We start from the raw sequence: 23,634 nt of genomic DNA, 5'->3' as shown, positions 1-23,634 counted from the left end.
GATAACTAGCTATGAGCAAAATGGGTAACAACTTTTTTTCAGTTTCATTCGATCTGATCCTTCTGGATAAAGCGATTCCCTATGACCTTTATGTTAACTCTAGTGCCTCTGAAGAACGTGAACGCTTCGTGCGTATCTACCCTAAAAATGACCCTCTCAATCTCGAAGACTTAAAGCTCTTCAAGAAAAAATACTTTCAATTATATGTCCATGAAGCTCAGCGCGATGATTACTTAAAAAGTTTAATCTCAGTAAAAGGCGTGGGCGATAAACAAAAAACCGACGTCATTAAATCATCTGCGATTCACTACCTTGATAAATTATTCTCTGATGAAAAAGAGTTCACCACTGAACTTCTGTCAGAAACAATTTCTGAATGTAAGGTCGCTGTTGAATCAATGGTTGATGTTATTAAAGACTACGACGTCTCCAAAGTTCAGGGGCTCATAGCTTCTTTAAGCTTTCACGATTTTTATACTTACGATCACTCGATTAACGTTTCGATGTATTGTATTTCACTCTTTACTGCTGCAAGACCCAATGCCAGCAAAGAAGAAATCGTTATGGCCGGTCTTGGTGGACTACTCCACGACATCGGTAAAATTAAAATCTCTACCGACATCATCAACAAACCAGAAAAATTATCTGATGAAGAATTTAATATCATCAAATCTCACCCTACTTACGGACTTGAACTCTTAACAGAGAACGGTTGCCCTGACTGTCACGGTGTAGATTTTAATATTATTAAACGTATCGTTCACGAACATCACGAAAATTTCAATGGAACCGGTTACCCTAAGAAATTAGCGGGAGCTGATATCCATTTACTTGCACGAGTGACTGCAATTGCAGATTTCTTCGATGCGATTACAACAAAGAGAACTTATCACGAAGTTTTATCAACTGAAGATGCTATCGGTGTTATGTCGAAGTCAGTTGGTAAAAAAATCGATCCGGTTTTATTTGAGATCTTCACTAAATCAGTTAAGCAGCTCGTAATGGTTGGTAAATTGAATAAAGAATTGCCGGAAGATTTTGATCCATGTCAGCCGCAAAACGTTCTACCGTTTAGAGCTCCGAAAAGTTATAAGATTGAAGGTTTCGGTGACAAAGATGCACCTAAGCAGTCATTCGGTAAAATCAAAAAGAAAGTCGGATAATAATGCGAGAGCATTATCCATTTAAACGCTATCCATTCCCTTAATCAATTCTTCAACCTGAGCTTTCGTATTAAAAATATGGAATGATAAACGCATGTTCCCCTGGCGAACTGAAACATCGATATTACGATTTTTTAATTCAGATTCAAGAGCAATACTATCACCCTGATTAGAAGCTTTCATGCAAACGATATTGGCCATGTGATCCAATGGAGTCACAAGTGTGTATTTGTTTTTAGGATAGTGTTCTAAGAAATGATCTCTGACTTCAGCATTGTGCTTTCTAATCGTCTCTAGACCTACTTCCTGTAAGAAGCTTAGACTTCCTTCAAGGCAGCCAGAGCAAAGAAGATTAGCGGCCTGTCCTCTATCGTACTGACGAGCTCCCGGAAGAGTTTCAGTTGTATAGTCGAGCAGGTTATAAACTTGTTTTGAATTCGGGCTTAAAATCCAGTTAGCGTTCAGGTGATAAATACTGTCCTGAGCTTTCTGGCTAAAGTAAGCAAAGGCATGTCCGTAAGGGCCTAACATCCACTTATATGACGATACTGTAAGCACGTCGATGTATGATAATTCTTCTTGAGTGATTTCCAGACCACCTAAGGCCTGTGTTGCATCAACGACAAAAAGAATATCTTTTGATTTTAAAAATTTACCAATTGATAGAAGATCTATTTTTTTACCAGTATCGAATGCGACATACGACATGTTAAAAATTTTGGTTTGTGGTTTTAGATTTCTCTCTAACCAATCCGGAGTCGGAACAACTTGACTACCAAGCTCCAATTTATCAAACGAAAACTTATGGTGTCTTTCGGCCAGCATCCAAGGCAGGATGTTTGAAGGATAGTCTCTATCGATCGCCGCGACCCTATCTCCTTTTTCAAAGACATATCCATTAGCAATGATATTCACGACATCTGACGATGACGTTGAGTGAGTGATAGTATCTGGTGAAACTTGAATAAGATCGGCGAATTTCACTCTCAGCTTTTCTGAGATACTCATCCAATCATCATAGGCATAAAACGAAGGATCGAGTTCACGATTCATCGCTTTCGTGATGGTTTCTTTCGCACGAATAGGACTCGGCCCAAAGTAGGCCGAATTAAAGTATAACGTTTTTAAATGTGCGTATTCTTTTTCAACTAGACTGGTGGTGGCCAAATCCATTGCTAATTACTTCGCTTTAGGGGCCGTAGTCGGCGCCGTAGTTTCAGTTTTAGCTGGAGCAGCTTCTTTTGTAGGAGCAGCTTGAGTTGCTTCTTTAGTCGCTGCTGCAGGAGTAGTCGTTGCAGGAGCTGTTGCCGCTGGAGTCGTTGCTGCCGGTGCTGTTGCTGCTGGTGCTGTAGTTGCATCAGAGTTAAGCGGGCGAGAAATTGGAGCTTCAGTATCTAGAATTGATTTTTGAAATTTTGTATCTTGTAATCTTGCTAGTAGGATTGAGTTTCCTAAGAATAGAACTGCAAGAACAGCTGTGATTTTTGTCATGACGTTACCGCGAGTTGAGCTCGACATAATCGACTCTGATCCCGCTGCAGTCATTAATCCGGCCTCTGCACCCTTACCAAACTGTAGAAGAACTACAATGATAAGAAGAATTGAGATAATCGCTTGAAGAACCATTAATGAAGTAGTCATGAAATCTATATCCTTAAAAAAAATAATGTCTTAATTAAATAGCAAAATTAGCACAATATGCAAACTATTCTTCTAAATCACGCTTGCAATGCTGCACAGCTGTCTAAAATCCTTTGCTTTAAGGCTTGCTCCGCCTACTAATGCACCGTCAATGTTATCTTTTCTTAGCAGTGAGTCGATATTATCTGGTTTTACAGACCCGCCATAAAGGATAACCGTCTCATCTTTAAGATGCTCTAGTTTACCTCTAATGAAAGCGTGAACTTCTTCAGCTTGCTCAGCTGACGCCACTTTTCCTGTTCCAATTGCCCAAACTGGCTCATATGCGATCAAGACTAAGTGAGCTTTATCGGCCGGAAGATTATGTAATCCAACATTCAATTGCTCTTCGATAACTTTGAACGTGTCGTTAGCTTCACGTTCAGCAAGTGTTTCACCAACACAGTAGATAACTTTTAAATCATTTTTTAGAGCGTTTAAAACTTTCTGGTTTAGCAGTTCATTTTTTTCGCCATAAATAGTTCTTCTTTCTGAGTGACCGATAATAACGAATTCAACACCCATGTCAGCAAGTGCTAATGGAGAAGTTTCTCCTGTTAGTGCACCAGAGTCTACTTCAGCACAGTTTTGTGCTCCCACTTGAATTGATCCCGTCGTGAATGCCATCTCTTTTAAGATCGCAATATGAAGGGCCTGAGGAGCGATCCATGCTTTGCACTTAAGTTCCATTTTCATCTTCGTCATTTCGATGAAAAATTCACTGATCTCGTGCATAGTCTGGTTCATTTTCCAGTTACCAACAATGTGGATTGGGCGAAGATTTTTCATGTAGTCCGAACTCCTAATACGATATCTTTCTTTTTATGCTCTTCAAGCACAGTAACAAATGTCCTGCGGGACATTTGTTTCGGCCTACTAATCGATTCCAAATTTAAGTGCCTGGATACCAGGAAGCGTTCCATTTTCAATGTACTCTAAAGAAGCTCCACCACCAGTCGAGATATGAGACATCTTAGAAGCAAGACCAGATTGGTTAACAGCAGCGACCGAATCCCCTCCACCAACAAGTGTGAAAGCTTTCCCTTGAAGAGATGCTAAAGTCTTAGCGATTCCAAAAGTTCCTTTTGAGTAAACTGGATTTTCAAATAGTCCCATTGGGCCATTCCATAAAACAGTTTTTGCTGTCGCCAGGTAGTCATTGAAGTTAGCAAGAGTTGAAGGACCGATATCTAAACCGATTTGTCCTTCTTCAATATTTGTCTGTCCAAGATCAATCGGTGCTCCACCAAAAGTTAGAGATACGATATGGTCACTTGGAAGAACGATTTTATTTTTTGACGGCATACCAAGAATTCTCTTAGCAAGACTTACGTCTTCGTCTGAACAAAGTGAGTTCCCTACAGTGTGTCCTTTCGCTTTTAAGAAAGGGTAGGCCATAGCTCCACCGATTAAAAGTTTATCAACTGAAGTTAATAAAGCTTCGATGATTTTAATTTTATCACTTACTTTTGATCCACCAACAACAGCAACGAAAGGTTTCGCTGGATTGTTTGTTACGCGATCAAGAGATTCAACTTCACGTTGAAGTAGAAGTCCGCCGTAAGCTTTGTTCTTGAAGAAAGCGTTGATCTCATAAGTAGAAGCATGTTTTCTGTGAGCGGCACCAAAAGCGTCGAACACGAATACATCACCGTAAGTTGAAAGCGTTCTCGCGAAGTCGCGGTCATTTGCTTCTTCTTCCGGGTGGAATCTTAGGTTTTGAAGTAGAACGATTTTTGATTCGTTTAAACCAAGTAGAGTTTTAATTCCGCGGTCTAATGCTGTTTCAGTTAACGTTACTTCCATTCCTAGTGCTTCAGCTAAGTAAGTCGCAACAGGCTCAAGAGAATAGGCCATATCGATCTTTCCCTTTGGTCTCCCAAAGTGACTCATCAAGATAACTTTCTTTGCCCCTGCTTCAAGGATAGCTTTAATTGTAGGAATTGCTTCATCGATTCTTGTCGTGTCGGCAATCTTCGTTGGATTATTTTTATCCATTGGTACGTTGAAATCGAAACGCGCTAAAACTTTTTTGTCTTTCGCTTGAGTCTTGAAACTTTCTTCAGTGATAAATTTTAAGGCCATGTGCTTATAGTCCTTTTGAACCGATAAATTTTACTAAGTCTAAAACTCTGTTTGAGAATCCACACTCATTGTCGTACCAAGCAACAAGCTTAACGCTGTTACCGATTACGTTTGTAAGAGATGCATCCACGCAAGAAGAATGAGTCATTCCCATATAGTCTACAGAAACTAGTTCTTCTGTTTCGAATCTTAGGATTCCTTTTAGAGGTCCTTCAGCAGCTTCTTTAAGAGCAGCGTTGACTTCTTCTTTTGTCGCTTTCTTTTCTAGAGTTACAGTTAAGTCAGTTAAAGAAACGTTTGGAGTTGGAACGCGAACTGCGTATCCATCAAGTTTCCCTTTTAGTTCAGGAATAATTTCTCCAACAGTCTTAGCAGCACCTGTTGTTGTTGGGATCATTGATAGAGCAGCTGATCTTGCACGACGTGGATCAGAGTGAGCACCGTCTAGAAGCATTTGATCAGATGTGTATGAGTGAACAGTTGTCATGAATCCGTTAACGATACCAAATTTATCGTGAAGAACTTTTGCTACTGGAGCAAGACAGTTTGTTGTACATGATGCGTTTGAGATGATGTTGTGTTTTGTAGCATCGTAAATGTTATCGTTGATTCCCATTACGAAAGTAGCATCTAGGTCTTTACCTGGAGCACACATAATAACTTTTTTAACTGTTCCACCGGCCATATGCTTACCAAGACCTGGTTTATCTTTGAAGATACCAGTAGCGTCTACAACAATTTGAACTCCAAGGCTTGCCCATGGAATTTCAGCTGGGTCTCTTTGACCGAAAAACTTAATCGCTTTTCCGTTGATAACCATGTTCTCGCCTTCAACAGTAACGTCGCCTTTGAAAACTCCGTGAACAGAATCGTATTTTAATAAATGAATGTAGTCTTTTGCGTTTCCAGGATTGTTAACTGCTACGATTTCGAATGCTGATTCATTGCGGTTAAAAAACTCGCGTAAAACAGTTCTTCCGATGCGGCCCATGCCATTAATACCAACTTTAATTTTAGTCATATAAACTCCATGAATTATGTAGCGCTATTAGCGTAGAAAAAGGTGAATTTCCCTAGTTGTAGAGAGTGTAGTGTAAAAGGTCAATGAGAGTTTTAATAGAAGTTTTTGAGGGATTTTTAAGTTGAGAAAAACGCGCTGGGTTGGCCTTAGCAAACCCAGCTTTTACCTAAATAGTATTTAGCGACCTAAGACCCTTTTTACATTTTCAAATAGGTCTCTCGTCCAACTGAAAAATGATTTCACAAAAGACCTAGCAGTATCATTGATCTTTTCCATCGGTTGGGAATCAACTACAACGCTACCGGCCGGTTCTTCTTGGGCCTGAGAAGGTTTTTTCACTGGTCCTTCTTCCATAAACTGAAGCTTCGTTCTTACCCCTTTTGAGACAAGAAGTTTCTCAACAATCTTCTCTAATGGCGCGCCCAGTCCAGCATTGGTATTTTCCATGATAGTAACACCCGATCCTGGCTGCCATGAATTCCTTGGGCGAGGAAATGTATTATTACAAACTTTTCCTTTATATAATCCAGTCGGCTCCCCAAGTACTTGAGGCTCAGTAGATTCATTTCTTGCTGCTTTTTTCTTTGAATCAACATCCCCTGTTCCCAGGATTGTTCCTTCAGTATTCGTGATAGGAGTTGATGATAAGATATCGCCAAACCATGGTATCTGAATTGAGTGTTTAGCTTTGGCCATATTATCTGAGCCGTAAGGATTTAATGGATCAATAAAGACAACATTGGGTTTATTGTCACGGCTAGGGCTACAATAAACGACAGCTTCACTAGCTTTATATTCGTATTCATCGCACAACCCCAGCGTGTGGAGGTATTCATGAAGCATAGCTCTCGGATCCGCTGCCGTCGTAATCACCGGAACCCCGCCACCAATATGGCTTGAGCCACCAAATTGTGATGAATCTTTTAAGATCATCGCTTGGTCACCACCACTTTCCATCGCTCTCTTTTGTAAATCACCTGAGCTATCGCAAGTTACCAGACGATCAATACCATTCGTACTACCGCAAGGAAGTTCTTCTGGCTTAAGAGTGACGATTTCAAAATCGATATCAAACTTTGAAAACGGATAAGTCGTTCTCATGAGCTCAGTAATCTTTTCAGCTTTATCAGTCTTCACGTCATCTGTGTAGATTATGTACTTGTAAGCATGCGCTGAATTCATCACCAGCATACAAACAGATCCGGCCATCAATGTTTTAAAATTCTTTTTCATACAATCACCACTTTATTTTTTTTATGCCGAACATTTTTTTATCTGCAAGAGATTCTATTTTATAAGATTGAATAGTCCCGACTTCTTTCGGCACAGGGAATTTCACGATACGTGAATTAATACTTGGTGAAATTTTAGTTTTGATAAACTCACCTTTTTCATTCGTCTCTTCATGGAAAGTAAGTTCATTTAAATAAACATGCTTGTCATAAACTAATTCATTTTTTGCGTTGTAGAGATAAATAACAAAGTTAGCATTCAGCTCATAGCGTCCATCGTCGCAGTACTCTGTATCTTTCATGAACATACTTTTTAAAACCGGCTCAGTTTTGGGATCTACTTTTAAAATCGCACCCATCGTTTTACCGCAAATGCCCAATTCTTTCTTTAAGGTTTGCCCAAAAGAAGTTTCAGATTTAATAAGTACAACCGATAAAAATATGATTAAATACACTGTTTTTGACATGAAGATCTCCTGATAGATTTTCGGTCGTTTAAGCACTTTGCTTTAGGAGCACTCCCTTGAATAAGACCCAATTCGTAAATAAGCTTGGCCCAAAAGATGATGTTCTCTCTCCTTTCCTGGTTAAATACATCAATGCAGCTGAAGGAAAGGATGGAAAAAGCTATCTCAACATCATCCTTGCCGACAAAACAGGCGAAGTTGAAGCAAGAAAGTGGCATGGGGCCGAACATATTATCGGACAAATTCGCTCAGGTGATGTGGTCATTGTTAATGGAAAAATGAATCAGTTTCAAGGCCGCATGCAGATGATCATCTCTGAAATCTCAAAACTGAACGATGATCAATTCATCCGTGAAGACTATATTCAGAAGGCCGGAAGTGCTCCGGAAAAGATGTTCGAAGAACTTCTTTCAATCGTTGATTCATTAGAAGAAATTTATATCAAAGACTTACTGGTGATGATTCTTCATGACCCGGAAATCGCTCGCCGTTTAAAAATCTGGCAAGCTGGAAAGAGCATTCACCACGCTTACCAATCTGGTTTATTAGAACACATTCTTTCATGTACAAAACTTGCAGTAACACTTTCTCCTCATTATAAAGTGAACCGTTCATACGTGGTTGCAGGTTGCATCCTTCACGATCTTTGTAAAATTTACGAGCTAACAGAAGGCCCGGTTGTTGACTACACAGAGGAAGGAAAACTTGTTGGTCACCTTGTAAAAGGTTTAGAGATCGTTGATCACTTCGCTTATAAAATTAAAAATTTTCCATACAATGTAAAACTTCATTTAAAACATATCCTCCTTGCTCACCACGGAGAATATGAATACGGGTCACCAAAAATTCCCAACACATCTGAAGCTTACCTTGTTCACTTAATCGATTTAATGGATTCCAAAATGAGCTCACTCGAGCAGATTAAGAAAAACGATTCAAGCTCAAGTCATTGGAGTGGATTCGTGAAACACATGGACCGTATTGTCTATAAATCTGAGTTACCAACATTCACTGAATATGTTGAAGGTGAGAAATCTCACTCATCACCTACTTCAACTTCAGCTCCAGCACCTGCTTCTTCGGGAAAACCAACACCTAAGGGAGTAATGAGCAATCTTCTAAAAGACTTTAAAGTTGAGGAATAAGCTCTGATATAATTTCAAGGACACTTATTTACCCGGCCTATAAAAAATCTGGGCCGCGTCTATAATTGTCCTATGACGAAAGTAGCAGAAAAGATCGCACCTCCCATAAATAACAATCTGAAGAGCTGGAAGTCTTTTCGTGGTACGAAAGCTTTAGCTCCCGGCGAGAAACCAAATCTTACGGAAGCACCAAAGTTAGGTGAAGAAATTCCCAAAGCAGACATCACCAATCAAGCAAAAGCATTGAATGAGGCTTCCGAAGTCAAACCAGAGCAAGCAAAACCAACTGAGTCTCCTTCTAAGTCCAGCTCAAGTGAAATTTTAAGTAAGGCAGCTAATGTAGCAAAGGCCATCGCCAAAGCTCCTGTCATGCCAATTATCGTTCCGAATGACACAAAAAAGATTGAAGCGAAGATCGCTGATAAAAAAACAGAAGCTCCTGTTCACTTTATAAAAAAGCCTGCCGTGATTTTCATTGAAGGCTTCAGTATGTTTGGAATTTCTAACGGCGATGGAATTAAAGACATGGCCGACAATTATCCAGGTGCGAAGAGATTTTCATGGGAAGAACATGGAAAGATCATGGATGAAATTAAAAAGCACGCTCCCGATCAGCCAGTGGTTTTAGTTGGTCATAGTTTTGGTGGCGACACTGCGATTGAAGTGGCCAATGAATTAAACTCACCTAAAAATGGTTTCCGCGCAGTCGATCTACTCGTCTCTATCGATGCTGTAGGAATGAATAAAACGATTATTCCTGTAAATGTTAAAAGCAATCTGAATTACTTTGGCGAAGGATTAATTCCTTTTGTTCATGGTGATCCGACTGTTGCCCGTAATACAAAATACACAGAAGTTACTAACGAGCTTCGCAGTGATATGCATTCAAAAATGGATGACAATCCTGAAGTGCAGTTTGAAATATTTAACAAGATCAATGATGTTTTAGGTGCTCATGGCGAAGAAGATATCTTTATCGAAATTAGTGAAACTAATCAGATTAAAGATGTATTAGAAGCTATCAAAAATAGCCTCTGATTTAAATTCTATGCTCTCTGATCTCTACCTTTAATATGACATCTAAAGCATTCGTATTCTTTCTTAATGCGCCTAAATAAATTTTTTATTTACTTAAAGTTTTCATTGCTATAGCCTTATAAAAAATTATTCCTGATAGGAAAATAATCATATGCTAGTAGACCCCGCCCGATTACTTCAAGTAGACCTGGTCGCTACATGTAATGCACATTGCCTGCACTGCCATCGACAGAATGTTGTTGGTCTCGAAAACCCTCATTATAAAAAAAATGTTCATATCGACTTACAGGCCTTTAAGGCAGCTCTAAAAGATCCATCTTTTGATCAACTCGAAGAAATTATTTTATCTGGAAATTATGGTGATCCCATTGCGAGTGATCAGCTTTTAGAATTTTTAGATATTGTCGATGAAGTAAAACCTGAACTCAAACTCATCGTCCACTCCAACGGTGGCCTTGGTTCAAAAGAATTATGGGAAACCCTTGGACCTCGCCTAAAAGGCAGAGGAAGATTTGTAAAGTTTGCCATTGATGGCCTTAAGGATACAAATCATCTTTATAGACGAGGAGTTTCATGGGACCTGGTGATGGAGAATGCTGCAACTTTCATCAAGGCCGGAGGGCGTGCCGTATGGATGTTTATTATATTCGATCATAACCAACATCAAATTGAGGAGGCCCGGGAGCTTTCAGCAAAATTAGGGTTTGCTAAATTTGAGACCAAACCTAACTTTGCATCTCACTACAATGCCAGATACCAAAACCTTACTCAACAAGAACGAGTTGAATTACTTGCTTCGCTGCCCGATCGTCACGTTAGCGAATACACCGTTGCGGATGGAAAATTAGCCACTCTTGATATTGTATGTGACAGCAGAGTCAATGAATCTCTATTCATTGATCACGAAGGGAATCTCTGGCCGTGCACTTATATTGGAGGGTGGAAACATTCTTCAGAAGATACTAAACGACAACACAATCGCGAAAGAATGGAAGACAACTGGGAGCCTTTCTATAATTCCATTTATCATCACAGCCCATCTGCCATACTCAATCATCCTATTTTTAAAACAGTGATTGAAGATTCATGGACGACTTCATCGAAGACGCCCATTCATTGGATGTGTGCTTATAAATGTGGAAAAGAAAAGTGCGCAGGTAAAAAACTGAGTGCAATGTAGTTTAAATACACTCACTCAAAAAATATTCAATTAAAACTGGGGTAAATGGTGAGCATTTAGGTGTGCACTAGACGTATAATCATCTAGTGCACAGTTGTTTATTTAAGCAGCTTTATTATCTTCATCCACACCTTTCAGCATGAAATCCAGAGCATTCGTATTCTTCTTCAGAGCATTTACTTGCGAGCGCAATTGCTCAGCGTAGTCTGATGTCTGTTGAGAAAGCATTGTGTTTTGTTGTCCTGTCGTATCCAGCTCAGCTACAGCGGCCGTAATTTCTTTAACCCCTGTTGCCTGCTCATTACTTGCAACAGAGATCTCACCAACCATTTCGTTAACATGATTAACATTGAGAACGATCTCATCAAAAACTTCACCACAGCGTCTTGCAATGTCTCCACCGTGTTTAATTTTACTGTCACCGTTAGCAACAATTTTTGTAATTCTTGATTTCGAGTTATCAATTGTTTTTTGTACTGTTTGAATACTATTGCCTAGAAGATCAGAAATCTCCTTAGCTGAATTTCCACTCATCTGAGCAAGATTACCAATTTCTTCAGCAACGACCGCAAACCCTTTCCCGTGCTCTCCTGCTCTGGCAGCTTCCACTGAAGCATTGAAAGAAAGAAGCTTCGTCTGGAAAACGATATCGTTAATAACTTTTGTCTTGTCACCAATTTCGTTGATAACTTTTACGATATCAGCAATCTCTTTATTAGATTGGTCAATTTGTTTTACCATCTCAACATTGCTATCAGCGATATCCTGAATTGATGTAATCATTTCAGTGACAAACTTTTTCCCTTCCTCTACTGACACCTGGCTCTTTGTAGAAACAACCATAGATGTTTTTGCGTTCTCAGCGTTTTTAGAAATCATCGCACTAGTTTCTTCAATCGAAGATGAAGTTTCCTGAAGTGCTGAAGCCTGCTGAGTTGTACTCGAAGATAAACTCTCAGAAGCTTTGCTGATGTTCATGGCAACGTCTGCAACTTTATCTGCTTCATTAAACAGGTCAGTTGAGATTTTATTAATTTGGTTACATAGGCGGTTTGAGTAGTACCAACTGAATGCAAAAGCAGCTGCAGTAATAAACAAAATACCCGCAATGATTTTCATACGAATGGCATTTACTTGAGCTTCAACAACATCAATATAAACACCTGATCCAACAATCCAATTTAGTGGTTTGTAGTATTGGATATATGAAATTTTTGGAATAGGAGGAGTTCCTTTTGTTTTTTCGAATTTGTAACCAACAAATCCACCTTCTTCTTTACCAATATAAGTTAAGAATTCTTTAACATAGTACTTACCATCCGGATCTTTTGAATCTGCTCGGGGTGTTCCTACGAAATCAGGTTTTGTCCCGTGAGCGGTATTGTATCCTTTAGAGTCGTAAGCGAAAAAATAATCTGTTTTATTGTAACGAAGAATCGCAAATGTTTTTTGGATTTCTTTGTTAGCTTGCTCTTGAGTCATAACTCCAGCTTTAACTTCATTCTGGATTTTATCAAGCATGCCTATAACAATACTAACCCCTGTCCTGACCTCCTCTTTTCTTTGTGCGAAAAGATTTTCTTCAAATACAGGTAGAACGTAGAAAAACATTCCGAGAACCATTGGGATAATACCCATAAATACTAGTGATAGAAGTTTGAAATTCAAACTTTTGAAATACTTGTTACTCATACTGATCCTTATCGTTGTTGTTTTCATGATATCCATCAGCTAATCGGAATCAGTAAATTAAGCCTAATGCGATTATGGGTATTGTAATCTAAATTAAGGTTAAATTAAGCTTTAAGTGGCATGTTTTAAATACAATGTATTTGGTAGCCTGCCGAAGAATACTTATAACCTTTACATCTCTACTAAAACGCTAAACTAGCAACCTCTAGAATAATGTTTGTAATTCTTTTTTTCACCACTAAATGGTTTGAACCAAAGATTAAAACCAACCATATTATCCCCCTGAGCTCCATCACAGGCATAATCTTGTAAGTTTATATAGAGCCATAATTCATCATTAACCCATTTTGATTGCAGCACATGTATATAATTTTCTTTTCTAACTTCATTTGGCTTAGCCATTAATTTTCCGTTTGGTGAGTCGTAGATCTCATCTGGATTTTCTATCACACTCAATGAAGAATTTATAAACTCGTCAATAAATACGAGGTGCTTAATTTGTGAAGAATGAATCCAAATTTTTCCTTCTTTGGTTTCAAACCCCACCCAATTATTTTTTATCTCATTAAATTCAAATGCACTTGCTTCATAATAAATTTCATCAGCCTTTAAGTTTTTAAAAAAGGATTCTTCTTTAGAACTAATTTTTTTATTACTGTCCCAAGATGGGTTTTCAAATGCATATTGAGTAATTTCTGAAATGGTCATCGCTTCCTTAATAGGACTACGGTCACGAAATGTATTAATTTCAGGAGAAGAAGAATTAAAAATTGCATATCCTAAAATATGCTTAGGCTTAAAGTTACGAAACTTATCCATAAAATATACATTATAATTATTGCTCTGATAATTATTGTAATGAACTGCATTTTCTTGGCCTGTTCTTTTGCTCTTCATAGAATCAGACAAAGCTATTGATTCAATAGTTGCTTGCTTAAAATTCGCATTAAAATCCTCTAGTTCAAGGTCGAAATTAAATTTAAGTTCATTCTTAAAATAGTTATAAATCTTGGAGTCTTGTAAGTGAGCACTTACCTGAAAAGATTTTCTGGTTATATAAGATCCTGGATCAACTTTGATAAGATCTTTAAGCTCTTTCAAACGATTGTATTGAGTTAAAAAATATGCAGGAGAATAACCCCCATATTTTTCAAAGTTTAAATTATTCTTAATACTTTTATTTAGAATTTGTTTTAGCTTCGAATCACAATTCATTTCATAACAGGCCAAGATCACTTTTTGTAAAAAATCACTTTTATCGTCCGCAAATTTTTTCTTTACAAACTCACTATCTTCTTTTAAAATGTTTTCCTTTTTTTCGATTAACTTTGAAATATAGAATTGGCGCAACTCTATAAAACGAAATTCTTCTTCATCTTTTCGTTTTTGTTCTTCATTTATTTTTTTATCTTCATTCTTTTTTCTTAATTCTTCTTCAACCCTCTTCTTTTCAACATCAACTGTATTTTTTTCGGCCAGTAGCCTTCTTTTTTCACTAGAATCTTTAGATTCTTTATAACGCTGAATAAGTAGTTCTAGCATCTCTTTAGGTAACGCTTCATTACCTCTCATTCTCATGAACATATATTCTTGTTCAAAATGTACAAATCTGGGAAAACTTATAACCTCAAATGGATCTGCAAAAGATTCCCAAGTTAAACCCAAGTTTTTATTTTTTTCTAAAAATTCTTTAGCAAATGGTGTTTTGACAAATGAGGATGTTTTTCGATCATATTTCTTTTCACTAACTTCTTTATAGAGATTGTAAATTTCAGGATATTGAACAATTGAGCATTCATTAAACATTAAATAGCTGTAATTGGTTCTTATAAATTTAAGAAACTGAGAATAATCTTCTTGAGTTAAAACAACTCCACCAGGAATTCGTTTCTCTATAATTTTTTGATCTGTGCATGCTAATTCCGTCGCTTGTACAGAAAGAGAAAAAATTAGCAGTGCAAAGGAAAATAGATATTTCATTTATTGCTCGCAGGTTTACATTTGTAATCCTAACGGAATAATAAAATAAAACTGTAAATAATTTTTAGATTTATGCCTGACTAATTAGATACACTCATCCGTCTCACGCGTAATCACCAATTCTTCATTGTCATGATCCAACCCGATACAAACCGGAAGCTGATCGCGCTTTGACTCTTGAAGAAAGTTCACCATGTCTTCGCATAAAAACATATCGAGATAGATATTGCTCTTCAACTCTCCACCATTCGAGAAGCTCATTCCCGTGATAAAACTCTGGCAATCTAAAACGACTTTATCGAACTTGTTAGTCTTCACTTCGAAGACGTAATCCATATCTGTAGCAACGAGATCCTGCATTGGCATCTTGATAAGCTCACCTGCAGAAGCGACTACTGTCATGGACATTAAAAGGCCGATCATACTGATCATCTTTTTCATAAATTCCTCTCTTGATGTACCCACCAAATCGGGTTGCTGAAAAAAAAGTTGAGTAAAATGATAAAAAAATGTGAATTTTTTGCCGGTCACCGTCAAAATTATGTCAGGTTGTTGATTATGCTGAATTTAGGGTGTTGTATTTTGGGTTTTAGCAACTTGGATTTTTTACAGAGCGGCTACCTATCCTCTTTTTAAGCATGATAAGGAAATAAAAAAATAATCATTGGGAGTATTATATGAAAAATCTTATCTTAGGAATCACGCTAGTCTTATCGTCTTTCGCATTTAATGCAAACGCAGCGACTGGTGCAATGGCAGAAGTAAAAGTTAAAGAAGGTGTTTCTTTCGAAAAAGCACTTATTAATTTATTTGCAAAAGAAGCAAAAAAACCTAACTCTAAATTGAACGTTTATTTATCAGCACTAAAATCAAATCCAGAAAATGTAGGGTACACGATTGATGACACAATTACTGACTTGGACATCGTAAGATTAGAGTCTGGTGGTGGAGCTGTAAGTTTTGAGGTCAATTACCTGATCATCATCCGTGCTGGTTATAAAAGTGGTACATTTCAAGTTGGTTACTTAAAAGCTCGTGCTTTTGGATCAATGGACGAAAGCTCTCTTATCTCAATCCAAATTACTGAACCTGCAAAAGTTGTCATCGAATAACAAAAAAAAAGGGCCCTGAAATTCAGGGCCCTCTTCTTTAAAAATAATTTTAAAACTAACGACTAAAACGGAATGTCATCAGATGTGAAGTTTGTATCTGTAGAGATATCATACTCCTGATTAACCATGCTTGAATCGTAAGTCGGTCCACCAGCATTTGATTTCTCAGCTCCAGCGCCTGCACCAGCAGAAGCTCCACCAATAAACTGAACAGTCTTAGCGTTGATTTCTGTTGTGTAACGTTTTTGACCACTTTTATCATCCCATGAACGAGTCTGAAGAGACCCTTCTACGAATGCTTGTCTTCCTTTAGTTAAATACTGATTGCAAAGCTCAGCAAGTTTTCCCCAAACAACAATTCTATGCCATTCAGTTCTTTCTTGTTTTTGTCCTGCTTTGTCTGCCCATGATTCGCTTGTAGCTAGTGTGAAGTTACAAACTGCCATTCCACCTGGAGTGTATTTCAACTCTGGATCTTGACCTAAGCGGCCTAGGATAATTACTTTGTTAACACTCATGAGATCTCCTTTTGTTGTCACAACAAGTGCTTCGTTTGAAACTTGTTGCTACCGTGTGTTGGTTTAATGGACGTCATTAAACTGTAATTTTCACAGGAGCAAAAGAAGAATAATCTAACAATTTATAAAATGATGAAAGTACTTAAGTACGCTTAGCAGATGATGCAGAAACTGATGGGGTAACCGTCTGTTTTTGTGCCCAGAATTCTGCAACTTTTTGACGCGCAACTCTTACGTCACGTTTGTACAAAGTCGCGTCAAATCCGCAGTGGTTACATGGGACCTGTTTTTTGAAATCTGAACGGATAGCAAGCTCGAATCCTCCCCATAAAGCGAAATAGACTACGAAGCTTTCTACGCCAAAAAATGGGTAAAGCATGCTGCCTAAAACGATAGTACAAAGAATGATTTGGAAGTGATTTTTTTTCGTGAGTCTTGGAGAAGCGTTCACGTTTCTTTCTGTACGACAAAGTGGACAGAAGAAATTTCTGCTTTTGTTTTTGTATTTATAAACGCGATTAACTAGTGGTTGTTTCAATTTTAAATCTCCAGCTATTATTCTACCCAATAGCTGGAAGATTTATCAGTGGGATGCTTTTTCCCTATCCTATTGATCAGGTATTAGAGTTTGATATCCACTTCATCCAACTCCCCTTTCATACCCCATATTTTCTTCAGGTACTTAGGTGAGTGAGAAGCGATATAAGAAACAAGCAGGTATTTTATCAGGCGGCCAAAGAAAATTACCAAGGCAAGCTTGTATAAAGGCGTATTAACTAAAGCGGCCAGAATCACGGCCGGTTGTTGCATCAGAGGACTTAACCCCACGACGAACACAAACAAGAGACCATAATTTTCAAAGAACTCCTGTGACCATATCCACGACTTTGTTTGAAGCAGATTCGGGTAATGCTCTACTATCCACGGCAGGCCTTGGAATTCAACAATAGAAGCAAGTGCAAGCGCTCCTAACATTGAACCAATCGTTACAGTAAGAGCGAACGTAAGCCATTTTTTTGGAATCAGCATTGAGCTTGAAATCAAGAGACCGTCAGTGGGAATCACGATCACGATATTGTCGAGGGCCGCAAGAAATCCCAATAAAGGCACAAACCACTTCTTACCTGTGTGACGTTGGAGTTTTTTAATCTGAATACGCAGATATTTTTGTTGTTTGTCTGAACCCATAGCCTACTATCTTCCGCGATTAGCCGGTCTGATACAAATAAAAAAAACTTTAAAAAAAAGGCGAGCCAGGATTCCCGCGAATCCTGGTGTGTGAAGTTGGTTTTGTGTGGAGTGCACCGTGCACGGTATGAAGAAGGTAGTGATGGGATTTCCGAGATACAGCAAACGTGCCACCTATCTAGACTCGGTCTCTAGAACTACTTTTATCAAGTACAAGTATCGGGCCAATCCATAGGACCACCACCTGGTCCTATGAGAACCTAAAATCAAGGTATTGTTTGACCATGGTTTCCCCCTTCGGTAGCATTGAGACACTACAGAGAGTTTTATAGAGTGATTAAAAGCAACCGCGGCCAATTAAGTATCTTTATGGGAATCGCCCTAATTTTGGTGATGGGGATGCTTGCGTTCATTATCAACATCGGGCTTTTCGTTAAGGCCAAGATCAATCTTCAAAACGCTGTCGATGCAGCAGCCTTTTCGGGTGCAGCTGTTCAGGCCCGTCAACTTACCAACATCGCCAATGTAAATTGGGAAATGAGAAATACCTATAAAGAATGGATGTTTAAATATTACATTCTAGGGCAGATGGGTTTAGTTAAAGGAAATAACAATCTCTCAGACAGTGCTTTAGGATCAAATGCTTCGGTAAGTTTTTTACTCCGCACTCCTTCTGTCGCGGGAACAGCTTCATCAGTTGGTTTTGATAAATACAATGTCCCTTCAATTTGTGTTCACAATAATTCATCGACAGATATTTGCCCGATCTACGCTCTACCAGGGATTCCACGCTTCCCTGCTATTGGTGTGGCCGGAATTACAGAAATTCACGAAGCCTTCGTTAACAAACTGGTAGAAGAAAAAGGGGAAAACTGTTCGGCGAGAACGCAGATCAATTTCCTTGCAGCTCTATCATGGGCGTATAGCTCGGGACTTAAAGAACTTCCTGGTGCTCCACTGATTGCAACAAACAGAACTGGTGCATGGCCGGAAGCTCTGGAGCTTGCAATGAGAATGAGAAACCTGGAGATGATTGTGAATCGTCCTCCGGTTGCTGAACTTAATCGTACGAACATTGGAACATTTGCCAATGTCGGTGCTGAGATTGGATTAAACGAAAGACCAGTGAAGGCCTTCATGTCGGCCTTCAGAAATATTGGTGGCGGAAAATATAAAGACAAGTTAAACGACAACAGTGCTTCTTCTGGGAATGGTGTTGATGAATTGGCCGCTACTTTTAAACTGACTGAACTAGCTCCACAACCTTACCAGGCAGCTGAGCAATCAGTTTCAGGATTTTTAATTCCTTCATCATTTACTTATCCAGGTGAAGCGAGCTTCACTGCTTTAACAAAACATTATCTTGATCTTCAAGCTGTACCCGTTAACTTCGCAACGATGTTTACAACTTTTGCGACAACACGAAATGAGTTTGAGCCATCAGTAGATTCTGAGGCCAGCTGTTTTGTTTCTAAATCAGCAATGCCCGTTCCAGGATACTTAATGGGGTTTGTAAAAAATCCTACAGTCCTTACTTACTACGCAGTTAAAGGTGAAGCAGAGTTCACTGGACTCTTTTTTCCAAGACTCACAGAAGGACAAGCAGGAAGTTTTAAATTAACTGCGTATGCTGCTGCTAAACCATTTGGTGGACGTATTGGTCCGAAACTTTTTGGTTTCTTAGATGGTGATAGAGCTGTTGTTCCAAGAGCAGATGATAACGGAAGAAGTAGATCTTATATCAGTGGTATCAGAGTTGAGCTTTCAACAAAATTCAAACCAGGTATGCCGATTCCTCCAAGTGAAAGTTTTTGGGCCAATGACCTGACGTCTGTTGTGGGTGGAGTTCCTGGAACAAATCCACAAATTTCATATGGTATCCCCAATATGATTTACGACTTCAACAGCGATAAAGAACTTGAAGATCAAAACACTGGTGGATCACAAGGAATTCAAACTGTGCGTGCTCAGATGACGGCTTCAATGTCGACGAGTGAGCGCAGAGGACTTTATAACTCTTATCAGATCAAAGCATTGAAACAAGCTTTAGGTGGAGATTTCACCGGAAGAAATATGACTTCGAATGATTTGATGAAGGCCTTAGTAACAGCAAGACGAGTGACAAAATACGATGCTGCTAATTACATGATTCCTGATTTTGTTCGCGGAGCTACATCAGGAGAAACTCCTAATGCTTATCCAACGGTGAAAGCAGATCCTAATCCGGTTCCGGGTGGAAAAGGTGCCTTCTATAAACTTTTTGCTCCTTTAGTTGGAAGTGAACTTTTATATAAAACCAATAATGAAGTTGGAACAATTGTTTTGAGTTACATGAAAGCTAACGACAAAGCGATTGAAGTTTACCTAGAGGCCTTACTACAGGTTGCTCAAGGTATTTATGAACTTCCTTCTGGTGTGAATAATAAAACCAACATCAATGCTCTTGCAGCAAGAAGTATCCACGCGAATGCCGGAATCAGCACCAGCCCTACTCCACCAGCTCTTGTCAGTGCAGATCCGATGGATGCCACTGCTTCGACATGTGCAAAAGATATGGCCTCAAAGTTTAATCATTTTTTCAGAGGAAGAAACACTCAGTGTGGAATCGTGCCGCTGGAAAATTTAATGATCGAATACATCGACAAAAAAAATACGGGTGATGGAAAGTTGTACTACTTATCAACTTACCTAAATGAGCTTGATCAAGAGCAAATTATGACGGCTTACTATCCCTCTCCGCGTCAAGGAGCGGCCGCTGACAGAGTGGCCCAAGCAATAAGTCCTATTGGAACAACCTCTGCGACTATACGCTACTCAACGCGCAGAAATTTTTATTCAACAAAGTTTATTCCTCTTTCTAAACTCTTTGCTAGTTCAAATGACTATAAAGAGGACGTTTTCCTGGAATCAGACACTAAATCTCCGCCAGATATGCAAAATATGATTCTGCAAAATGCTATTCAGGCCGACAGCACAACTGGCCTTAACAATAGTTACTATCTCGACTTTTAGTCCTTGAAAAAAGTTCAATATTCCATATATACTCATGGGTGTTTTAAAGAAAACCATTCTAAAAGACTTTCAATGATGAGGATATTTCAATGGCAAAAAAAGCAGCAAAAAAAGTAGTTAAAAAAGCAGCACCAGCTAAGAAAGCTCCAGCAGCTAAAAAAGCAGCGCCTGCTAAAAAACCAGCAGCAAAAAAAGCAGCTCCTGCTAAAAAAGCACCTGTAGCTAAAAAAGCAGCTCCTGCTAAAAAAGCTCCTGTAGCTAAAAAAGCAGCACCTGCTAAAAAAGTTACTGTAGCAAAAAAAGCAGCTCCTGCTAAAAAAGCACCTGTAGCAAAAAAAGCAGCACCTGCTAAAAAAGCTCCTGTAGCTAAAAAAGCAGCTCCAGCTAAGAAGCCAGCAGCGAAAGCAGCTCCGGCAAAAGCAGCAGCTCCAGCTACAAAAAAAGAAACTATTCTTTCTCGCGAAGAAGCGATCAAAAAATATAAAAGCTCAATTGCTCCTGTTAAAACTAAAGGCCCTGCTAAAAAGAGCGCGGTTATGGATGATGACCTGGATGACGATTTCGAAACAGACATCGATGATCTGGATGAAGATGATGATGTAATTGTTGATGAAGTCATGGGCGATGAAGATTTCGATGATGAAGAAGAAGAAGGTGCAACACCTGCTAAGTTCGAAGAAGAATTCGATCCTGAAGATGACGACGCTGTAGAAAAAACTGCAGGTGCCTACTCTTACGGATGGGGTTACAACGACGCTTTCGATAAACCGGAAGATGAAGACTTAGACCGTGACCTTGATGAAGATGAGCAGTACGCGCTTGGTAAAAAATCAAGCAGCGAAGAAGACGCTCTTGACGACGACGACGATTACTAGACTAAAAAACCTAAAGGGCTTCTTCGGAAGCCCTTTTTCTTATTAAGGCATAGAAAATGAGCGCTCCTAAGTTAGATTTTTATTATTTCGAATCATGTCCATACTGCCAGAGAGTTATTAAAGTTATTGATAAACATAAAATCAAAGTTAACTGGATGGATATTCATAAAGATTCTGCTCATGCAAAAAAATTACAGGCAGATACAGGAAGAACAACCGTTCCATGTTTATATATTGATGGAGAACCAATGTTTGAATCATTGGACATCATGAAGTGGATGGAAAGTAATTTAGACAATTTAGATAAAGCATAATTAAAAGTATTAAGGACTCACCCAATGGAAATTCGCGATCCCGTTCATGGCTCTATTCACATTCTCGATGAAGAGATCCCTATTATTCGCGATGATTTTTTTCAACGCTTGAGAAACATCAAACAACTTGGTTTTTCTGAATACGTATTTCCCGGGGCCACTCACACGCGCTTCATTCACTCAATCGGTGTAATGAATATTGCTTCGAGTGCTTTTGATCGTTTATTTAAAACACGCTTGCAAGACAAAGACTTTCAACGTTTAAAAGAAACTTTTAAACTTGCTTGTCTACTTCACGATGTAGGTCACGCTCCTCTATCTCACTCAACTGAGATCGTGATGCCCAACCTTTCAGAGCTGAATATCCCTAAAGACTTTTTATCTGCTAAAGATCAAAAGACTGACCGTCAGGCCACACATGAAGACTATACAATTAAATCAATTGTCGACTCTTCGTTTTCCGGATCGTTTTCACTGGTTGAGAAAAAATTCGGACTACAAAGAAAACACATTGCTGATTTAATCGTGGGCCATACAAGTGATCCTGCTTATTTCACGATTGAAGGAATTAACTATTTTCCAATCTTAACTCAGTTAGTTTCAAGTGAACTTGACTGCGACCGTATGGACTACCTTCTTCGCGACAGTTATTTCTGTGGTGTAAGTTACGGCTCATACGATCTGGACTGGATGCTTGATAACCTTGAGCTGTGTATTGAAAATAACCACGCTTACCTTGGTATTAACGAGCGTGCAGTTGTGACTTTCGATGATTTTCTTCTTTCTCGCTACCACATGTTCATTCAGGTCTACTTCCACTATAGAGCTGTGTGCTTAGAGCAGCTGCTTTATAAATACTTCCGCACGTCACCTACTGAGTATGTGATCCCAGCAAGTATTGAAGAGTATATTGAGCATGATGATCAGCATTTAATGAAGATTCTTCGCCGTAGTAAAAATCCTTACGCTGAAGCAGTTGTTAAAAATCAAGTTCCTCAGAAAATCTTTGAATCGTTCAATGAGAATCAAGAAGTTCAGCTTTCTGCGATTCAGGAATACCTGGCGAAAGAAAATATCGAATTCATCCGTTCAAGTTCTTCAGGACGCCTTTCTAAGTATTATGTTGATGAAACAAGCATCAGCAAATACCCGATGAAAGTTGTCAGAAAACTTTTTGGAAGTGATGAAAAAATCATGTTTGATATTGGGGATGCTACTGATTTATTCACAAAGTTTGCTAAATCCCACGCGGTTAATAGACTTCACTGTGATTATCAGAATCTAAGTCCTGCTCAACAGAAACAAATTTTAGAACTGATCCGCGCGAAATAGGCTTCTAACCTAGAAGCTTTTGCCCGACTCCCGATGGGTGTGCCCTCTCATGTAAGATAGAGAAGTCACATCTTTTGAAGGAGTCGGAAGTGGATTTAAAAAGTTTTCAAATGCTAGAGTTCATCAATTCGCGCTTAAACAATATCGAAAAAAACATTTCACGCATCGATGAGAAACTAGACTTCTCTATCACCCTTCAAAGAAACCATTTAGTACGTGTTAAAAACGGCGAAGAAATCGACGACAGCATGATCCTTATGGGGCGCCCTTATAACGACATCACTCCGCAAAGGGCCTGGAGCATTTACAACAATCCTAATATTGATTTTTTTGTTTTAGATGTAACGACGAGAACATTTAAAGGTAATCGCCTTGATGAAGCTGTTCATATTCCGATGGAAGAGCTGCATATTCGCTTTTCTGAAATCCCAAGCAAGACTGTGCCTATCCTTGTGATCTCTGAAAATGGACTACGCTCTATTCAAGCATGTGAGCTTTTAGTGAAAAAAGGGTTCTTCAATATCAACAACATTTCTGGTGGATATGAATTCTGGCCAGGAAAAGAAAAGTCTCCAGAACCTGGCGCAGATCTTTAATAAT

Annotated in this window: 23 protein-coding genes; 10 read left to right on the top strand and 13 right to left on the bottom strand. The window is 38.8% G+C overall.

All coding sequences use genetic code 11. From position 1 onward, the window contains the following. Nucleotides 1–20 precede the first annotated feature (20 nt). On the top strand, nt 21–1,163 hold the full coding sequence (locus SHI21_RS11565) for an HD-GYP domain-containing protein (RefSeq protein ID WP_323576743.1): 1,143 nt from the start codon (nt 21–23) through the stop codon (nt 1,161–1,163). A gap of 21 nt (nt 1,164–1,184) precedes the next feature. Here the strand turns inward: SHI21_RS11565 and SHI21_RS11560 are convergent, their stop codons facing one another. From SHI21_RS11560 to SHI21_RS11530, 7 genes are all read right to left on the bottom strand, one after another. Further along, entirely contained in the window at nt 1,185–2,336 is a 1,152-nt protein-coding gene (locus SHI21_RS11560; protein ID WP_323576742.1) for an aminotransferase class V-fold PLP-dependent enzyme, read from the bottom strand. Nucleotides 2,337–2,342: 6 nt separating this feature from the next. Further along, nucleotides 2,343–2,804, bottom strand: coding sequence for a preprotein translocase subunit SecG (gene secG, locus SHI21_RS11555; RefSeq protein ID WP_323576741.1), 462 nt, complete (start codon nt 2,802–2,804; stop codon nt 2,343–2,345). A gap of 72 nt (nt 2,805–2,876) precedes the next feature. Further along, a complete protein-coding gene (gene tpiA, locus SHI21_RS11550) occupies nt 2,877–3,632 on the bottom strand; it encodes a triose-phosphate isomerase (protein WP_323576740.1) in 756 nt (251 codons plus the stop codon). An 87-nt stretch (nt 3,633–3,719) separates the two neighbouring features. Beyond that, the gene (locus SHI21_RS11545) at nt 3,720–4,928 is read right to left on the bottom strand and encodes a phosphoglycerate kinase (RefSeq protein WP_323576739.1); all 1,209 of its coding nucleotides are present in this window, start codon (nt 4,926–4,928) and stop codon (nt 3,720–3,722) included. Between the two features lie 4 nt (nt 4,929–4,932). Further along, complete coding sequence (gene gap, locus SHI21_RS11540) at nt 4,933–5,949, bottom strand: type I glyceraldehyde-3-phosphate dehydrogenase (protein WP_323576738.1); 1,017 nt, start codon at nt 5,947–5,949, stop codon at nt 4,933–4,935. A 177-nt stretch (nt 5,950–6,126) separates the two neighbouring features. Continuing rightward, nucleotides 6,127–7,182: a hypothetical protein gene (locus tag SHI21_RS11535; RefSeq protein WP_323576737.1), complete on the bottom strand. Its 1,056-nt coding sequence runs from the start codon at nt 7,180–7,182 to the stop codon at nt 6,127–6,129. Between the two features lie 4 nt (nt 7,183–7,186). Then, entirely contained in the window at nt 7,187–7,648 is a 462-nt protein-coding gene (locus SHI21_RS11530; RefSeq protein ID WP_323576736.1) for a hypothetical protein, read from the bottom strand. Nucleotides 7,649–7,704: 56 nt separating this feature from the next. Here SHI21_RS11530 and SHI21_RS11525 point away from each other — a divergent pair, with 56 nt between their 5' ends. From SHI21_RS11525 to SHI21_RS11515, 3 genes are all read left to right on the top strand, one after another. Further along, nucleotides 7,705–8,793 (top strand): 3'-5' exoribonuclease YhaM family protein, encoded by a 1,089-nt coding sequence (locus tag SHI21_RS11525; RefSeq protein WP_323576735.1) that lies wholly within the window; start codon nt 7,705–7,707, stop codon nt 8,791–8,793. A 72-nt stretch (nt 8,794–8,865) separates the two neighbouring features. Then, on the top strand, nt 8,866–9,831 hold the full coding sequence (locus SHI21_RS11520) for a thioesterase domain-containing protein (RefSeq protein WP_323576734.1): 966 nt from the start codon (nt 8,866–8,868) through the stop codon (nt 9,829–9,831). 151 nt (nt 9,832–9,982) lie between these two features. Continuing rightward, on the top strand, nt 9,983–11,011 hold the full coding sequence (locus tag SHI21_RS11515) for a radical SAM protein (RefSeq protein WP_323576733.1): 1,029 nt from the start codon (nt 9,983–9,985) through the stop codon (nt 11,009–11,011). Nucleotides 11,012–11,113: 102 nt separating this feature from the next. On the opposite strand, the gene SHI21_RS11510 is transcribed toward SHI21_RS11515, so the two are convergent. The 3 genes from SHI21_RS11510 to SHI21_RS11500 all read right to left on the bottom strand — a co-directional run bounded on the left by SHI21_RS11510 (nt 11,114) and on the right by SHI21_RS11500 (nt 15,124). After that, the gene (locus SHI21_RS11510; RefSeq protein ID WP_323576732.1) at nt 11,114–12,703 is read right to left on the bottom strand and encodes a methyl-accepting chemotaxis protein; all 1,590 of its coding nucleotides are present in this window, start codon (nt 12,701–12,703) and stop codon (nt 11,114–11,116) included. A 195-nt stretch (nt 12,704–12,898) separates the two neighbouring features. Then, nucleotides 12,899–14,683 (bottom strand): hypothetical protein, encoded by a 1,785-nt coding sequence (locus SHI21_RS11505; RefSeq protein WP_323576731.1) that lies wholly within the window; start codon nt 14,681–14,683, stop codon nt 12,899–12,901. A gap of 84 nt (nt 14,684–14,767) precedes the next feature. Continuing rightward, the gene (locus tag SHI21_RS11500; RefSeq protein ID WP_323576730.1) at nt 14,768–15,124 is read right to left on the bottom strand and encodes a hypothetical protein; all 357 of its coding nucleotides are present in this window, start codon (nt 15,122–15,124) and stop codon (nt 14,768–14,770) included. Nucleotides 15,125–15,360: 236 nt separating this feature from the next. Here SHI21_RS11500 and SHI21_RS11495 point away from each other — a divergent pair, with 236 nt between their 5' ends. Then, complete coding sequence (locus SHI21_RS11495) at nt 15,361–15,795, top strand: hypothetical protein (protein WP_323576729.1); 435 nt, start codon at nt 15,361–15,363, stop codon at nt 15,793–15,795. A 62-nt stretch (nt 15,796–15,857) separates the two neighbouring features. Here SHI21_RS11495 and SHI21_RS11490 read toward each other — a convergent pair whose 3' ends face one another. The 3 genes from SHI21_RS11490 to SHI21_RS11480 all read right to left on the bottom strand — a co-directional run bounded on the left by SHI21_RS11490 (nt 15,858) and on the right by SHI21_RS11480 (nt 17,501). Continuing rightward, entirely contained in the window at nt 15,858–16,313 is a 456-nt protein-coding gene (locus SHI21_RS11490) for a single-stranded DNA-binding protein (protein WP_323576728.1), read from the bottom strand. Between the two features lie 142 nt (nt 16,314–16,455). Further along, nucleotides 16,456–16,851, bottom strand: a complete 396-nt coding sequence (locus tag SHI21_RS11485; RefSeq protein WP_323576727.1) for a hypothetical protein — start codon at nt 16,849–16,851, stop codon at nt 16,456–16,458. Nucleotides 16,852–16,934: 83 nt separating this feature from the next. Next, complete coding sequence (locus tag SHI21_RS11480; RefSeq protein WP_323576726.1) at nt 16,935–17,501, bottom strand: YqaA family protein; 567 nt, start codon at nt 17,499–17,501, stop codon at nt 16,935–16,937. A gap of 333 nt (nt 17,502–17,834) precedes the next feature. On the opposite strand from SHI21_RS11480, the gene SHI21_RS11475 reads away from it, so the two are divergent. The 5 genes from SHI21_RS11475 to SHI21_RS11455 all read left to right on the top strand — a co-directional run bounded on the left by SHI21_RS11475 (nt 17,835) and on the right by SHI21_RS11455 (nt 23,630). Next, complete coding sequence (locus tag SHI21_RS11475; protein ID WP_323576725.1) at nt 17,835–20,513, top strand: TadE/TadG family type IV pilus assembly protein; 2,679 nt, start codon at nt 17,835–17,837, stop codon at nt 20,511–20,513. 89 nt (nt 20,514–20,602) lie between these two features. Beyond that, complete coding sequence (locus tag SHI21_RS11470) at nt 20,603–21,388, top strand: histone protein (RefSeq protein ID WP_323576724.1); 786 nt, start codon at nt 20,603–20,605, stop codon at nt 21,386–21,388. A gap of 56 nt (nt 21,389–21,444) precedes the next feature. After that, nucleotides 21,445–21,702, top strand: a complete 258-nt coding sequence (locus tag SHI21_RS11465) for a glutaredoxin family protein (RefSeq protein ID WP_323576723.1) — start codon at nt 21,445–21,447, stop codon at nt 21,700–21,702. A 24-nt stretch (nt 21,703–21,726) separates the two neighbouring features. Continuing rightward, complete coding sequence (locus tag SHI21_RS11460; RefSeq protein ID WP_323576722.1) at nt 21,727–23,034, top strand: HD domain-containing protein; 1,308 nt, start codon at nt 21,727–21,729, stop codon at nt 23,032–23,034. An 89-nt stretch (nt 23,035–23,123) separates the two neighbouring features. Further along, the gene (locus SHI21_RS11455; RefSeq protein WP_323576721.1) at nt 23,124–23,630 is read left to right on the top strand and encodes a rhodanese-like domain-containing protein; all 507 of its coding nucleotides are present in this window, start codon (nt 23,124–23,126) and stop codon (nt 23,628–23,630) included. Nucleotides 23,631–23,634: the final 4 nt, after the last annotated feature.

Origin of the sequence: Bacteriovorax sp. PP10, assembly GCF_035013165.1 — a bacterium.
GTDB classification, from domain to species: Bacteria; Bdellovibrionota; Bacteriovoracia; order Bacteriovoracales; family Bacteriovoracaceae; genus Bacteriovorax; species Bacteriovorax antarcticus.
The sequence above is the reverse complement of the archived record's forward strand: the minus strand, read 5'-3'. Positions and strand labels throughout refer to the sequence as shown.